The sequence below is a fragment of the Nioella sp. genome (assembly GCF_964229645.1).
Classification (GTDB): Bacteria; Pseudomonadota; Alphaproteobacteria; order Rhodobacterales; family Rhodobacteraceae; genus Nioella.
Map to the genome: position 1 here is coordinate 1 of NZ_CAXREX010000270.1, position 12,509 is coordinate 12,509.

The 12,509-nt window shown below is 63.4% G+C and carries 15 protein-coding genes, 2 pseudogenes and 1 riboswitch; of the genes and pseudogenes, 11 read left to right on the forward strand and 6 right to left on the reverse strand.

Features of this window, described 5'->3' with window-relative positions; translation table 11 throughout:
* From ACEQXV_RS17645 to ACEQXV_RS17665, 5 genes and pseudogenes are all read right to left on the reverse strand, one after another.
* A pseudogene (locus ACEQXV_RS17645) lies at positions 1-94 on the reverse strand (IS6 family transposase); the annotation flags it as partial.
* A 9-nt stretch (positions 95-103) separates the two neighbouring features.
* Entirely contained in the window at positions 104-565 is a 462-nt protein-coding gene (locus ACEQXV_RS17650) for a TVP38/TMEM64 family protein (protein ID WP_370230483.1), read from the reverse strand.
* A 43-nt stretch (positions 566-608) separates the two neighbouring features.
* A complete protein-coding gene (locus ACEQXV_RS17655) occupies positions 609-953 on the reverse strand; it encodes a rhodanese-like domain-containing protein (RefSeq protein ID WP_370270257.1) in 345 nt (114 codons plus the stop codon).
* Positions 954-1,086: 133 nt separating this feature from the next.
* Positions 1,087-1,473, reverse strand: a complete 387-nt coding sequence (locus tag ACEQXV_RS17660; protein WP_370270259.1) for a DUF302 domain-containing protein — start codon at positions 1,471-1,473, stop codon at positions 1,087-1,089.
* 74 nt (positions 1,474-1,547) lie between these two features.
* Positions 1,548-2,156 carry a calcium-binding protein gene (locus ACEQXV_RS17665; protein ID WP_370270260.1) on the reverse strand — a complete coding sequence of 203 codons (609 nt, stop codon included), beginning with the start codon at positions 2,154-2,156 and terminating at the stop codon, positions 1,548-1,550.
* Positions 2,157-2,328: 172 nt separating this feature from the next.
* Between ACEQXV_RS17665 and ACEQXV_RS17670 the strand changes: the two genes are divergently transcribed.
* The 7 genes from ACEQXV_RS17670 to ccmI are packed head-to-tail and all read left to right on the forward strand — an operon-like array spanning position 2,329 to position 8,962.
* Complete coding sequence (locus ACEQXV_RS17670; RefSeq protein WP_370270261.1) at positions 2,329-3,051, forward strand: response regulator; 723 nt, start codon at positions 2,329-2,331, stop codon at positions 3,049-3,051.
* Positions 3,048-4,457 (forward strand): ATP-binding protein, encoded by a 1,410-nt coding sequence (locus ACEQXV_RS17675; RefSeq protein ID WP_370270263.1) that lies wholly within the window; start codon positions 3,048-3,050, stop codon positions 4,455-4,457. Before ACEQXV_RS17670 ends, ACEQXV_RS17675 begins: the two co-directional genes overlap by 4 nt.
* Positions 4,454-4,744, forward strand: a complete 291-nt coding sequence (locus tag ACEQXV_RS17680; RefSeq protein ID WP_370270264.1) for an SHOCT domain-containing protein — start codon at positions 4,454-4,456, stop codon at positions 4,742-4,744. Before ACEQXV_RS17675 ends, ACEQXV_RS17680 begins: the two co-directional genes overlap by 4 nt.
* 39 nt (positions 4,745-4,783) lie before the next feature.
* Positions 4,784-6,778, forward strand: coding sequence for a heme lyase CcmF/NrfE family subunit (locus ACEQXV_RS17685; RefSeq protein ID WP_370270265.1), 1,995 nt, complete (start codon positions 4,784-4,786; stop codon positions 6,776-6,778).
* A gap of 8 nt (positions 6,779-6,786) precedes the next feature.
* The gene (locus ACEQXV_RS17690; protein ID WP_370270267.1) at positions 6,787-7,356 is read left to right on the forward strand and encodes a DsbE family thiol:disulfide interchange protein; all 570 of its coding nucleotides are present in this window, start codon (positions 6,787-6,789) and stop codon (positions 7,354-7,356) included.
* Positions 7,353-7,829 (forward strand): cytochrome c-type biogenesis protein CcmH, encoded by a 477-nt coding sequence (locus tag ACEQXV_RS17695; RefSeq protein ID WP_370270268.1) that lies wholly within the window; start codon positions 7,353-7,355, stop codon positions 7,827-7,829. The genes ACEQXV_RS17690 and ACEQXV_RS17695 overlap by 4 nt, the downstream gene beginning before the upstream one ends.
* Positions 7,826-8,962 (forward strand): c-type cytochrome biogenesis protein CcmI, encoded by a 1,137-nt coding sequence (ccmI, locus tag ACEQXV_RS17700; protein ID WP_370270270.1) that lies wholly within the window; start codon positions 7,826-7,828, stop codon positions 8,960-8,962. The genes ACEQXV_RS17695 and ccmI overlap by 4 nt, the downstream gene beginning before the upstream one ends.
* On the opposite strand, the gene ACEQXV_RS17705 is transcribed toward ccmI, so the two are convergent.
* Positions 8,963-9,505 (reverse strand): histidine phosphatase family protein, encoded by a 543-nt coding sequence (locus ACEQXV_RS17705; RefSeq protein WP_370270271.1) that lies wholly within the window; start codon positions 9,503-9,505, stop codon positions 8,963-8,965.
* 35 nt (positions 9,506-9,540) lie between these two features.
* A riboswitch (cobalamin riboswitch) is annotated at positions 9,541-9,668 on the forward strand.
* Positions 9,669-9,694: 26 nt separating this feature from the next.
* Here ACEQXV_RS17705 and ACEQXV_RS17710 point away from each other — a divergent pair.
* The 4 genes and pseudogenes from ACEQXV_RS17710 to ACEQXV_RS17725 form a co-directional block, all read left to right on the forward strand.
* Positions 9,695-9,907 carry a CbtB-domain containing protein gene (locus ACEQXV_RS17710; protein ID WP_370270272.1) on the forward strand — a complete coding sequence of 71 codons (213 nt, stop codon included), beginning with the start codon at positions 9,695-9,697 and terminating at the stop codon, positions 9,905-9,907.
* Between the two features lie 9 nt (positions 9,908-9,916).
* The gene (locus ACEQXV_RS17715; RefSeq protein WP_370270273.1) at positions 9,917-10,627 is read left to right on the forward strand and encodes a CbtA family protein; all 711 of its coding nucleotides are present in this window, start codon (positions 9,917-9,919) and stop codon (positions 10,625-10,627) included.
* Positions 10,628-10,761: 134 nt separating this feature from the next.
* The gene (locus ACEQXV_RS17720) at positions 10,762-11,523 is read left to right on the forward strand and encodes an IS6 family transposase (protein ID WP_370270275.1); all 762 of its coding nucleotides are present in this window, start codon (positions 10,762-10,764) and stop codon (positions 11,521-11,523) included.
* A gap of 353 nt (positions 11,524-11,876) precedes the next feature.
* Positions 11,877-12,509: pseudogene (locus ACEQXV_RS17725) on the forward strand (hypothetical protein); the annotation flags it as partial.

The following is a 12,509-nucleotide window of genomic DNA, read 5'->3' on the forward strand; positions in this document are numbered from 1 at the left end:
GAGCAAAGCGATGATACGCCCAAACCGCGTAGCCGATGACCGAACGCGGGAAACGGAAACCCTTGAGGCGGGAAAGATCAGCCAGATTCAACATGGTGCCGCGCTACAACGGTTGTTCGGCTTCAACAACCTGACAAAACCGCCCTGCGGCATAGCTCATGGCGTCGAATGACACGAAAGGCAGCAGACGGCTGACAAAGACAGCCAGCGTCAGGGCATTCTGCGATCCCATCAAGCGCGACACCGAGGTGTCGCCAACCCAGCGCTGAACCGTCTCCCGCCCCAGGCCACGGGCGATGGCAAAGGCAATCAGTGCTCCGGCCTCGGATCCGATGGCAACATATAGCGCGCCTGCATAGTGGCCGTAGGCCGCTCCGGCCGCGAGGGCGATCGGGGCGCTGGGAAGCGGGCTGGCGACGATCGCAACGGTCATCAGCATGACGATTGCCAACGGGCCCCAGGCGCCGGCCATGTCCACCCATCGTTCGACCGCCGCCCGATTAAAGTCGGAGGTGTCCCAGGTGAAGGCAAACAGAGCGAGCAGCGCAAGGCCGCCTCCGATCATCACGACCGGGCGCCAGGATATCGGGGGCTTCTTACTGCGCATTTCAGCGCAATCGGGCGGGCAAGGCGGCTAGCGCGGTGTCGATGGGAACGACAGGCAGGCCACGACCGATCCAGCCGGGGCCGTGATCCGAACCCATCATGCCTTCGGGGATATCGGCATAGCCCGGATAACCCGCGCGCAGGATCGCCGCCATGACCGCGCCGGATCGTCCACCCGTGGCGCAGATCAACCCAAGGGGGCGGTCGCCGGCCAATTCCTTGGCGGCAAAGAGCCGTGCGGGAAAGTTCGGATCATGCATGCTGAGCGGCCAGACCCCGGCGCCGACACCCGTTTCGGACCATTCCGTGCGTGACCGGATGTCGATCACGCGCGACGAATCCGCCAACAAGCCGTCGTGGGCTTCCTGCGTGGTCCAGGTCGATACGGTGCCCAGGGCTCGGGCAGGGGGCGCGGCACGCGCGAGCGCAGCCCGAAGGAGTCCACGGCGATGCCAGCCCGGCCCGGGTGCCGATGCCTGCTCAGGCGGCATCGACCGCTGCCACCAGCATGTCGCGGACTTTGCCCGCCACGGCGTGCAGTTCCGGGTTCGGCACCGCCGCCATCGACGCAACCGGGTCTATGGCGCTGACCTCGGTCCCGTCGGTGACGCTGCGCAGGATGACGTTGCAAGGGAGCATGGCACCGATGCGCGGTTCAAGCCCGATGGCCTGCCATGCCATATTGGGATTGCACGCGCCAAGAATGCGATAGCCGTCCATGTCGGCGTCGATCTTCTTTTTCATGGTCGCCTGAACGTCGATTTCGGTCAGGACGCCGAACCCGGCTTCGGCCAGCGCGGCGCGAACCCGCATGTCCGCGTCGTCGATGGTCACGCCGCGAAGCAGTCGATCATGTGTATAGCTCATTCTTCATGTCCTTTCGGTGGGGTGGTTGCCCGGACACGGCGTTCGGGCAACCATGAAACGCGCGAATGCGCCGATCAGTTCTGGCCCGGCATCATCGGGCGTTTCTGACCCATGGCACCGTTGCCTCCGGGGATGCGATCTGCGAAGGCACCCATCTCGTCAGGCGAGACCTTGCCGTCGCCATCGGCATCGAGATGCTGGAAGCGGTCGACCATGGTCGACCGCATCATGGCGTCATGCCACCCAGAAAATTCCTGCAGGCTCAGCGCACCGTCCTTGTCGGCGTCGTGATCCTTCAGACGCTGCTGCATCATTGCGCCCGGCATGATCTCGCCCTGGCTGCCCATGCCACCCATCATGCCGCTGCCCATCATCATGCCCATCATGTCCTGGTCCATCATGCCCATCATGCCCATCGGTCCCTGGCCCCCCATGGGACCCTGGCCTGAGCCGCCCATGCCCTGTGCCATGCCGCCATGCATGCGCATCATCATTTCCATCATGGACTGCATGTCCATCATCCCGGACATCATCTGCGGGCCGCCATTCGGTCCGGCCATGAGACCAGCCGCCTGCGCCGCAGCGGGGCCGTTGCCCTTGTGATGGTCATTGTCGGCCAGGGCAGGGGTCGTGCCAAGCAGGATGGCGGAAAGCACGAGCGCAGAGGTTTCGAATTTTGTCATTCCAGTCTCCGTGGGTTTGACGATTGTCTGTCTTGCATCGACATCCAAACGACTTTTCCCGGGGAAATGCAGGTCCGGAATTGTATCCGTCTGTCGCAGCGCGCCCGCGTGATACAAAGCCTTACAAAACGACCGGTGAAATTTCCGAACTCCTTCAAATAGAAAGGGTCCCATGGCCAAACCCGCCCATATCCTCGTCGTGGACGACCACGCGCAGATCCGCGAAAGCGTGACCCGCTTTCTGGAGCGCAACGGCCTGCGGGCGACCGGTGCCAAGGATGCGTCCGACATGGATGCAAAGCTGGCGGTCGGGCAGTACGATCTGATCGTGCTGGATGTCATGATGCCCGGCGAGGACGGCCTGTCAGTCTGTCGCCGAATCTCGGCCGAGGGCGGGCTGCCCATCATCCTGCTGACGGCCCTGGGAGAAGAGACCGACCGTATCGTGGGCCTGGAAATCGGCGCCGACGATTACCTTGCCAAGCCGTTCAACCCGCGCGAACTGCTGGCCCGCATCAAGGCCGTGTTGCGGCGCAGCAGCCGTGACGAACCCGCCGCCGGCACCCTGGCCGGCAAACGGGTGCGCTTTGCCCACCTGGTGCTGGACACCGATCGTCAGATGCTGTGTGGCGAGGACGGGGGCGAGACGCTGCTGACCAGCGCCGAGTTCAAGCTGCTTTCCGTCTTTCTGGAACGCGCGCGCATGGTGCTCAGCCGTGACCAGCTGCTGGACCTGACGGCCGGTCGAACGGCCGGGCCGCTGGATCGCACCATAGACAACCAGGTCAGTCGGCTGCGCCGCAAGATCGAACCTGACGTCCTGCGCCCGAGGATCATCAAGACGGTGCGCAACGGGGGATACTGCCTTGCCACCGACGTCGAGGTCCGGGAATGAGCCGCAGGCTGTTCCTGTCGCTGCGCGTGCAGTTGATCCTCGTGGTGGTGGCCGCTCTCGCGATGGCGCAGGTGGTCAGCCTTTTCCTGTTCGCGGATGAACGCAGCCTGGCGATCCGCGCCGCGCTGGGGTTCGAGGCCGCAGGCCGCGCAGCCACTGTCGTGAGGCTGATCGAGGAAGCGCCGCCGGACCTTCATGCTTCGATCCTGAGGGCCGCGAACTCGCCGCTGGTGCGGTTTGATCTGGCTCCTGCGGCGTCTGTCCAGCACACGGATCATTCCGATGGCGGCATCGTCGAGGCACGTATCAGGACCCTGCTGGGGGACAGCTACAGCCGGGACATCCGGGTTGAGCTACACCAGGTCGAGGGTCAGCTGATGCCGCTGCCGAACCTGTCCCGCGAAATGACCGAGATGCACATGGCGATGATGCAGGGCGAATTGACAGCTGTGGAAATGAACTTGTCGATCGCCCTGTCCGGGGGGCGGTGGCTGAATGTCGGGACCCGCTTTGAACGGCCGCCGATCCAGTGGCCGCTCTATTCCATGATGACCTTCGCCCTGTCTGCGGGATTGCTGATGCTGGTGGTGATCTGGTTCGTGATGACACGGCTGACCGGTCCCTTGCGGCGCGTTTCGCGCGCTGCCGACAGTCTCGGGCGGGGCGAGGACGTGGCGGAAATCCCGCTGACCGGCCCGACCGAAGTCCGTGACCTGGCGCGCTCGTTCAACCGGATGCAGGCGCGGCTGACCCGCTTCGTGTCAGAACGTACGCGCATGCTGGCCGCTCTTGGTCATGACCTGCGGACACCGCTGACCAACATGCGCATCCGTGCCGAGATGGTGGACGACGACGAAACCCGGGACAGCATCGTCGCCTCGGTCGAAGAGATGCAAGGCATGGTCGAAGCGACCCTGACATTCGCGCGCGGGCTGGTCGGGACCGAAGAGCCGGAGTTGGTCGACCTGCGTCACTACCTGGATGACCTGTGCATCGCCATGCCGGAAACCGTCGCGCTGCTGGGCCCCGAAGGATGCGAGCTGCGATTGCGGCCGAACGCCATGCGGCGCGCGCTGCGCAACCTCGTCGAAAACGCCCTGCGCTACGGTGATGTCGCCCGGCTCGACTGGCATGTGGCATCTGGCGAACTGGTGCTGACCGTCGACGATGACGGCCCGGGCATCCCCGAGGATCAACTGGACAAGGTGTTCGACCCGTTTTTCCGGCTCGAGCGCTCGCGCTCGCTGGAAACCGGCGGGCACGGGTTGGGCCTGTCGATCGCCCGCACGATCATCCAATCCCACGGCGGAGAGGTCAGCCTGGCCAACCGCCCCGAAGGCGGGTTGCGGGCGACCGTCCGCTTGCCGCTTGGAACCCCTGCAAACAACGAGGTGCATATATCATGAAACGTTCCCTTGCTCTTTCGGCGTCGACCATTCCCCTGGCCACGGCTGCGCTGGCTGATCCCGGCCCCGGTGGCGGCATGATGGGTGGCTATGGGCTTGGCGGCGTGACAATGCTGCTGTTCTGGGGTGCGGTGATCGCGGGTGGCGTCTGGATTGTCACCCGGCTGGTCGGGGGAACGAACGCGAAACCGACCTCGGACGCTCTCGAAGAACTGCGCCTGCGCTTTGCGCGTGGCGAGATCGACGAGGAGGAATTCCAGCGTCGCAAGGCCGCGCTGGACCAGTGATCCGGCACTGACCCCCAGCGACAAGAGGAGGCCCCGGCCATGATCCCCGAAATCGGACATTTCTCGTTGGCGCTGGCGCTGGCGCTTGCTCTCGTCCAGAGCGTCCTGCCGATCCTTGGCGCCGCGCGTAGCAATGCGGCCTGGATGCAGTCGGCGCAGTCCTCGGCGCTGGGGCAGGTGGTGTTCATCGCCCTCGCCTTCGGCGCCCTGATGCGATCATTCGTCGTCAGCGATTTCACGGTCCTGAACGTGGTCGAGAACTCTCATTCGCTGAAGCCGCTGCTGTTCAAGGTCGCGGGGACGTGGGGCAGCCACGAGGGGTCCCTGCTGCTTTGGGTGCTCATCCTTGCCGTCTTTGGCGCGGGGGTGGCGCTGTTCGGCGCGAACATTCCCGCCGCGACCAAGGCCCGCGTTCTGTCGGTCCAGGCCTGGATCAGCGTGGGGTTCCTGACCTTCCTGCTGTTCACGTCTAACCCGTTCGAGCGCATCTTTCCGCCGCCTGCCGACGGGAATGACCTGAACCCCTTGTTGCAGGACGTGGGGCTCGCGATGCACCCGCCGCTGCTGTATTTCGGCTACGTCGGCTTTTCCATCGTGTTCTCCTTTGCTGTGGCGGCCCTGATCGAGGGACGTGTGGATGCCGCCTGGGCGCGCTGGGTTCGACCGTGGACGCTGGCTGCCTGGATGAGCCTGACGGCGGGCATCGCGTTGGGGTCGTGGTGGTCCTATTACGAGTTGGGCTGGGGGGGCTGGTGGTTCTGGGACCCGGTCGAGAACGTCAGCTTCATGCCCTGGCTTCTGGGCACCGCCCTGCTGCATTCCGCGATCGTCACCGAGAAGCGCGACGCCTTCAAGAGCTGGACGATCTTGCTGGCGATCCTGACATTCTCGCTGTCGCTGCTGGGCACCTTCATCGTGCGCTCGGGGCTGCTGACCTCGGTTCACGCCTTTGCGGTCGATCCCGAACGCGGACTGTACATCCTGGGCCTGCTGGGCCTGTCGATCGGCAGCTCGCTGGCGCTTTATGCATGGCGCGCGCCCGACATGGAGGGCGGCGGCCTGTTCAAGCCGATCAGCCGCGAAGCCGGCCTGCTGGTCAACAACCTGGTCCTTGCCGCCGCGACGGGTACCGTGCTGTTCGGCACGCTCTATCCGCTGCTGCTGGAGGCCGTGACCGGGGACAAGATTTCGGTCGGGCCGCCGTTCTTCAATGCGGCCTTCGTGCCCATGATGCTGGTGCTCGTGCTGTTCATGGGACTGGGGCCGTTCCTGTCATGGAAACGGGCTGACCTTGCGGGCGTCGTGCAGCGGTTGCGGTTTGTCGCCCTGTTGTCGGGCACCGGCGGATTGATCCTGTGGTACGTCCGCACCGGCGCGCCCGTGCTGGCCTACGTGGCCGTCGCTGCGGCCCTTTGGCTGCTGAGCGCCACGTTGCGGGAATGGGCCATGCGCATCAGGCTGTTTCAGGAACCGTTGCCCGTTTCCCTGCGCCGCGCCCGCAACCTGCCGCGTGCCGCGCATGGCATGACAGTGGCCCATGCCGGCCTGGCGCTGATCATGCTGGGCATGATCGGGTCAAGTGCTTGGAAAAGCGAACAGATCGCCTTTGTCGCCCCAGGCGACCTGGTGGAAATTGCCGGTTTCGACGTGACCTTTGACGGGATCGAGCCTGTCCGCGGGCCGAATTACCTGGCCAACCAGGGCCGTCTGATCGTGGAACGCGATGGCGACTACGTGACCACGCTCAGACCCGAGCGGCGCAGCTACCCGGTCGCGCAGTCTACGACCACGGAATCGGCTATCCGGTCCACGTTGGCCGGGGATCTCTATGCCTCGATCACCGAGCCCGTTTCGGAACAGGCTGCGGCCAGTGGCGCATGGACCCTGCGCATCCTTTACGAACCGCTGGTAAACCTGATCTGGATCGGGTCCGTCATGCTGGTGCTTGGTGGGGCGCTGTCGCTGTCTGACAGACGGTTGCGCGTGGGGGCGCCACGACGCGCCGGCCGTGTCGATGCGCAGCCCGCAGAATAGGAGAAACCATGAAACGCCTGTTCGCCCTATTGCCACTGCTGCTGGCGGCGGTCCTTGGTGGGTTCTTTGTCTGGGGACTGAACCCAGAGCGTGATCCCAATGCGATCCCTTCTGTCCTGATCTCGCAGCCGGTGCCCGAGTTCGCGTTGCCGCCTGTGCCGGGTCTCGATGTGCCGGGGGTGACCCGGTCTGACCTGTCTGGCAACGACGGTCCGGTCGTCGTCAATGTCTTTGCGTCCTGGTGCGTGCCATGCAGGGCGGAACATGCGGTTCTGACCCGGTTCAAGGAACGCGACGGGCTGCGTCTGCTGGGGATCAACTACAAGGACAAGCCCGAGGACGCGGTGCGCTGGCTGGCTGACCTGGGGAACCCCTACAGTGCCATCGGATCCGATCTCGATGGTCGGGCAGGGATCGAATGGGGGATTTCCGGGGTGCCGGAAACCTTCATCGTGGGCGCTGACGGTACGGTCCTTTATCGCTACGTCGGGCCGATTGTCGGCGAGGAGGCCATCGCGAAATTCACGCTTGCGCTGCGACAGGCCCAGGAACGGATAGTCCCAGAGGACGCGTCATGAGACATGTCCTGCTTGCTGCGGTGCTGACCGTGTTGCCGATCCTTGCACAGGCCGTTGAACCCGACGAGGTGCTGGCCGATCCTGCGCTCGAAGCGCGGGCGCGTGTCATTTCGAAGGAATTGCGCTGCGTCGTGTGCCAGAACCAGGACATCGACAGCTCGAATGCGGGTGTCGCACGTGATCTGAGGCTGCTCGTGCGCGAACGCCTGACCGCCGGAGATAGCAACGAGGCCGTGATCGATTACGTTCATGCGCGTTACGGTGACTACGTCCTGCTGAAACCGCCGTTTTCGCGCAGGACTCTGGTGCTTTGGCTGGCGCCATTGATCCTTGCAGCGGGGGCTCTGGGGGCGGGGGTGTTCATCCTCGGTCGCAACCGTGTTGCCGTTGCGCCGTCCGAAATCCTCGACGTCGAAGACGAGGCCCGGATAGCCGAGGCCATGGCGCGTCATGGTAAAGGAGACCAGCGATGATCTGGGTTGTTTTCACGTTGCTGTCCCTGGCTGGGCTCGCCATTGCCCTCTATCCATTGCGACGTGCACAAAGCGTTCCATTGCAACGCTTCGAGGCAGTGCCGGCCGTGCTTGTCGACCAGATCGAGGAAATCGATCGTGATCTCGAGCGTGGGCTCATTTCCGGCGAAGAGGCCGAGGGCGCCCGGCAGGAAATCCGTCGCCGCATGGCCCAGATCCTGCGCCGCAAGGGTGAAGCGGACTTGACGCGGCCGGGCGGTCGCCTGGCGCTGTTCGTTGCGGCGGTTTTCGTTCCGGCAATGGCATTCGCCTATTACGCCGTTGCCGGCAGCCCGTCGGTGCCTGCTATTGCCTATGCGGATCGCACGGACGAGCGCGCGGCCGAACAGCAGATCGCGGCCCTGGCCGCGCAGTTAAGGGACAGATTGAACAGCGAACCGGGTGGTGGGGCAACCGAAGGCTGGATGCTGTTGGGGCAGACCTATTCCCGGATGGGCCGCTTTGATGCAGCTGCCGAGGCATTCCAGACGGCAGCGGGTCGGAACGATGCCTCGTCTGCGACCTGGTCAATGCTGGCCGAAGCCGTAATCCGCACCAATGGCGGGACGGTGACGCCCCGGGCGCTCGCAGCGCTTGAAACCGCAAAGCAGATGGACCCGGCAAACCCGGCGGCCACATTCTACCTTGCCGTGGCTGACCGCCAGGCCGGGGACGCAGCCGCCGCGCATGACCGTTTGACGGCGCGCCTTGCGCAGGCAACGGCCTACCAACCCTGGATGGACGCCTACGTTGCACAGGCCAATGCCATCGGCGCCGAGCTGGGCCGCCCGCTGGTGTCTGCCCGCGCCCCGGCCGCGCCAGGGCCGACGGCCGCGGATGTCGCTGCTGCCGAGGATATGAGCGACGAAGACAGGTCGGCCTTCATCCGGTCTATGGTGGACCGGCTCGCCGCGCGTCTGAAGGATGAACCCGATGACGTCGATGGCTGGCTGCGGTTGGCGAATGCCTACGGCGTCCTGGACCAACCCGAGCGTGCAGTGGAGGCCTATCGCCGCGTCGAAGGTCTGTTGCCCGAGGATGATCCCCGAAAGGCCGATGTCAGGGCCAGGATCGCCCGCCTGGAAAACCCGTGATCAGTCCGGGCTGCCGGGCCTCCATGTCCATCGTCGACCATCATGTGCCAGATGGATCGGGGCGAGTGGCTGGATGTCCAGCCGCAACCCGGCAACGGGCGGGAGGTCCAATGCACTGACAAGAACTGCGCGCAGTACGGGCGGGGCCGCCAGAGCCACCACACGATCTGCCGGACTGGCCGGCAACTGGTCCAGCCAGGGTCGTACGGTCGCGCAGAGGTCTGTCAGAGAGGCCCCCCCGCCGGGGCGTGCTTCCGGGTCACGGGTCCACAGTGAAAGCGCTTCGGGATCGCTGGCGGCGATTTCGTCCAGGGTCATGTCTGTCCAGCGCCCGAAATCCTGCGTGCCGAGCGCCGCGCAGTCGTTTGGCTGCAAGCCGAGCGCCATGGCCAAGACACCGGTCCCCGGCGCGGTATCGCAAGCACTGCCCCCAAGCCGGCCAGAGAGGGTACGTGCCCGCTTCACCTGCGCAGCGCTCATATCCGCGGCAAGGCGAAAGGGGTGATGTGCAGACATGGGCGCGGCAACGAGGATCAGGCGCATGGGGGACCTTTCGTACAGGCGAGGCAAGAAAATGTTGGCAGCTTGAGGCATTCTGGCCTATCGATCAGAGACAGGGGAATACGGAAGCCGGTGAAAATCCGGAACGGTCGCGCCACTGTGATCGCGCAAGCGTAAGTCAGACACGGATCCCTGAAAATACTTATGACGCGTTATCAGAAGGAGTACCAAATGACTGTCGCAACACGTTCCGCCGTTTCGAGCGATCTTCCCATCGTCCCTATGCAGGACATTGCCCCTTGGGCGATCCTGACCGCACTGCTGGCTGTCCTGCTGGTCTATTTCGTTGGTGCAGAGCAAGGCGCATGGTCTGTTATCGCCGGGACCGACGTGCATGAATTTGTGCACGATGCGCGCCACCTTCTTGGCTTTCCCTGCCACTAAGTTACAGCGATGACTCGTCTTCTTGTGCTCGGCCTTCTGGCCGGGCTGTTGGCTTCCGTGGTGACGTTCGGCGTGGCGCGACTGGTTGGTGAACCTGTGCTGGACGCGGCCATTGCGCTGGAAACCACTGACAGCCCCACACACGCGGCAGATACGCCGGATCATTCCGATACCGGCGGCATGTCGCGCCGTTTGCAGGCTGGTCCTGGATTGTTCGTCGGTCTCGCCGCCGTGGGCGTGGCCTTGGGCGGGATCCTGGCAATCAGCTATGCCGTGGCGCGGAGGCGGATCCTGCATGGATCGACACGAGCCACGGTGGGCTGGATCACGGCGTTGGGCTTTGCCGCGGTGATCGTCGTTCCCATGCTGAAGTTTCCGGGCAATCCGCCAGCAGTGGGCAATCCCGAAACGATCGGGGCGCGCACCCTGGCCTATTTCGTCTTTCTGGCCTTGTCGCTGGCAACGCTCGGGCTGGCTGTCTCGGCGGTGAAAGGGATCGCTTCGCGACGACGCAAGATGTTGATCGGGGCGGGGATCTACGCAGGGGTCATGTCCGGGGCAGCAATCTTGTTGCCCTCGTTCCACGAGGTGGACCCGGCCTTTCCGCGCGATCTGCTTTGGCAGTTCCGGGCATCGACATTGGCGGTGCAGGCAACGCTGTGGGCCAGTACAGGGATTGCCTTTGGCTGGCTGATCGAACGATACGACCGGTCCGTTTGACAAACGATGAACAGGCGTCACCGCGGGGACGCCTGTTCGATGGCTTGTAGCACAGCGGTACTGGTCAGGGCTCTGTTGCAAACTTTCCCTGGCGGCGTCATCTTATGCCCCGTTGCTGAGTGAAGTGGTGTGGTATGAGTGATTTCAAGGGGCGTCATTTCCGGGGTGAGATCGTGCTTTGGGCGGTGCGCTGGTATTGCCGCTATGGGGTCAGCTATCGTGACCTCGAAGAGATGATGGCGGAGCGGGGTCATCGGGTCGACCACTCGACAATTTACCGCTGGGTTCAACACTATGCCCCCGAGATCGAAAGGCGGATGCGGTGGCAGTGGCGGCGCCCGAGATCCGATAGCTGGCGGATGGATGAAACATATATCAGGGTGCGCGGGAAATGGGCCTATCTGTACCGGGTCGTGGACAAATTTGGCGATACGATTGATTTCTACCTCTCGCCAACCCGCAATACCAAAGCGGCAAAGCGCTTTCTGGGCAAGGCCCTGAAAGGCTTGAAAAGTTGGGAACAGCCGCGCGTGATCAACACTGACAAGGCCCCGACCTATGCCGCCGCGCTGGCGGAACTCAAACAAGAAGGCAAATGCCCGACGGATGTGCAGCACCGCCAGGTCAAATATCTGAACAACGTCGTGGAGGCGGACCACGGCAAACTGAAGCAACTGATCAAACCAGTGCGTGGGTTCAAGACGATGAAATCGGCCTATGCCACGATCAAGGGTTTTGAAGTGATGCGGGCGCTGCGAAAAGGCCAGGGGCGCATGTTCAACTTAACCCGCGACCCCATCGGCGAGAAACGCATGATCGAGCGCGCCTTCGGTGTTGGCGCTTGTGTCATGGCTGAGGCTGTCGCAATCATCGAGGAAAGTCTCGCCGCAGCATAAGTGTGTCCAATGGAGGGGTAACTGCGTCCTGTGATAAAGTTTGCAACAGAGCCGATTGGAGGGCCTCAGACTGGGGCAGGGGGGTCTGATCCTCCGTGGAGACGCGCGCATAGCCTAACAGGGGCATGAAACCGGCCCGTATTCAATTTAAGATATCGCTACTAAACGACCGTTTGTAAACAAATGCAAGTAGGTGCTCTCTCGTCGTGCTCGTCCAAAAACCTTTGGTTTCCTTGCGCTGAAAGCGATCTGAGAGGTTTCACCTGCAGTCGCGCGCTCGTACTATATAAAGGGCGCAGGCAGCGGCCACGAAAACGCCTGGGCAATGTGCAAAAAATCAGTATTTTGCACACATGGTGACGCAAGCCTCTTCTTTGACTGATGATTACGACGACCCCCTTATCACCATCGAGGAGGATGAAGAGGCTCACGAAGACGAGCTCTGGTTTCTACCTAGGTCACTTGAAGAAGAACCGGATGATTTGCCTCCAGGGCCACGGGCGGAACCGCCCGACACTGCTGTCGTCGAAGACTGGGCAAAAGCAGAAGGCGTTCACGCTGCGCGACTGGCAAGAGTGGCTGGACGCCTGGGAGCTCTGGATGACCGGCTGCTGCGTGGCCCGGAAGGCTGGCGGCATCGCCTCGCTCTTATCGAGGCAGCGGATCTCAGCTGGTTCGCAGGGGATCGGGTGAGTTCTGATCGTCTGGCGCTCTGGATATCGATGCGGCTGTCAGGTGCACAGGATGACCCAAATGCACTGGCAAGAGTTGGATGGGCTGTTCGGCGCCTAACAGGCGGTCCTGGACCGAAAGCTGACTTGGCCGCCTTCCTGGATCGCCGCGATCCCGAGAACATTGAAGACAGCGCTGAGCGTTTCGAGGATCGCGCGGGTGGGTGGCTGGACGTCATGGCAGCCGCAAAGGGTCTCCACCCGATCACGCGGGCGTGCATGGGGTATCACCTGTGGAGCTTGGCGGGCCTCGGA

Excerpts from the sequence above, each read along its gene's own strand:
- ACEQXV_RS17650 (WP_370230483.1), bottom strand. The coding sequence starts at position 565 with ATGATCGGAGGCGGCCTTGCGCTGCTCGCTCTGTTTGCCTTCACCTGG.
- ACEQXV_RS17660 (WP_370270259.1), bottom strand. The coding sequence starts at position 1,473 with ATGAGCTATACACATGATCGACTGCTTCGCGGCGTGACCATCGACGAC.
- ACEQXV_RS17665 (WP_370270260.1), bottom strand. The coding sequence starts at position 2,156 with ATGACAAAATTCGAAACCTCTGCGCTCGTGCTTTCCGCCATCCTGCTT.
- ACEQXV_RS17670 (WP_370270261.1), top strand. The coding sequence starts at position 2,329 with ATGGCCAAACCCGCCCATATCCTCGTCGTGGACGACCACGCGCAGATC.
- ACEQXV_RS17675 (WP_370270263.1), top strand. The coding sequence starts at position 3,048 with ATGAGCCGCAGGCTGTTCCTGTCGCTGCGCGTGCAGTTGATCCTCGTG.
- ACEQXV_RS17680 (WP_370270264.1), top strand. The coding sequence starts at position 4,454 with ATGAAACGTTCCCTTGCTCTTTCGGCGTCGACCATTCCCCTGGCCACG.
- ACEQXV_RS17685 (WP_370270265.1), top strand. The coding sequence starts at position 4,784 with ATGATCCCCGAAATCGGACATTTCTCGTTGGCGCTGGCGCTGGCGCTT.
- ACEQXV_RS17690 (WP_370270267.1), top strand. The coding sequence starts at position 6,787 with ATGAAACGCCTGTTCGCCCTATTGCCACTGCTGCTGGCGGCGGTCCTT.
- ACEQXV_RS17695 (WP_370270268.1), top strand. The coding sequence starts at position 7,353 with ATGAGACATGTCCTGCTTGCTGCGGTGCTGACCGTGTTGCCGATCCTT.
- ccmI (WP_370270270.1), top strand. The coding sequence starts at position 7,826 with ATGATCTGGGTTGTTTTCACGTTGCTGTCCCTGGCTGGGCTCGCCATT.
- ACEQXV_RS17705 (WP_370270271.1), bottom strand. The coding sequence starts at position 9,505 with ATGCGCCTGATCCTCGTTGCCGCGCCCATGTCTGCACATCACCCCTTT.
- ACEQXV_RS17710 (WP_370270272.1), top strand. The coding sequence starts at position 9,695 with ATGACTGTCGCAACACGTTCCGCCGTTTCGAGCGATCTTCCCATCGTC.
- ACEQXV_RS17715 (WP_370270273.1), top strand. The coding sequence starts at position 9,917 with ATGACTCGTCTTCTTGTGCTCGGCCTTCTGGCCGGGCTGTTGGCTTCC.
- ACEQXV_RS17720 (WP_370270275.1), top strand. The coding sequence starts at position 10,762 with ATGAGTGATTTCAAGGGGCGTCATTTCCGGGGTGAGATCGTGCTTTGG.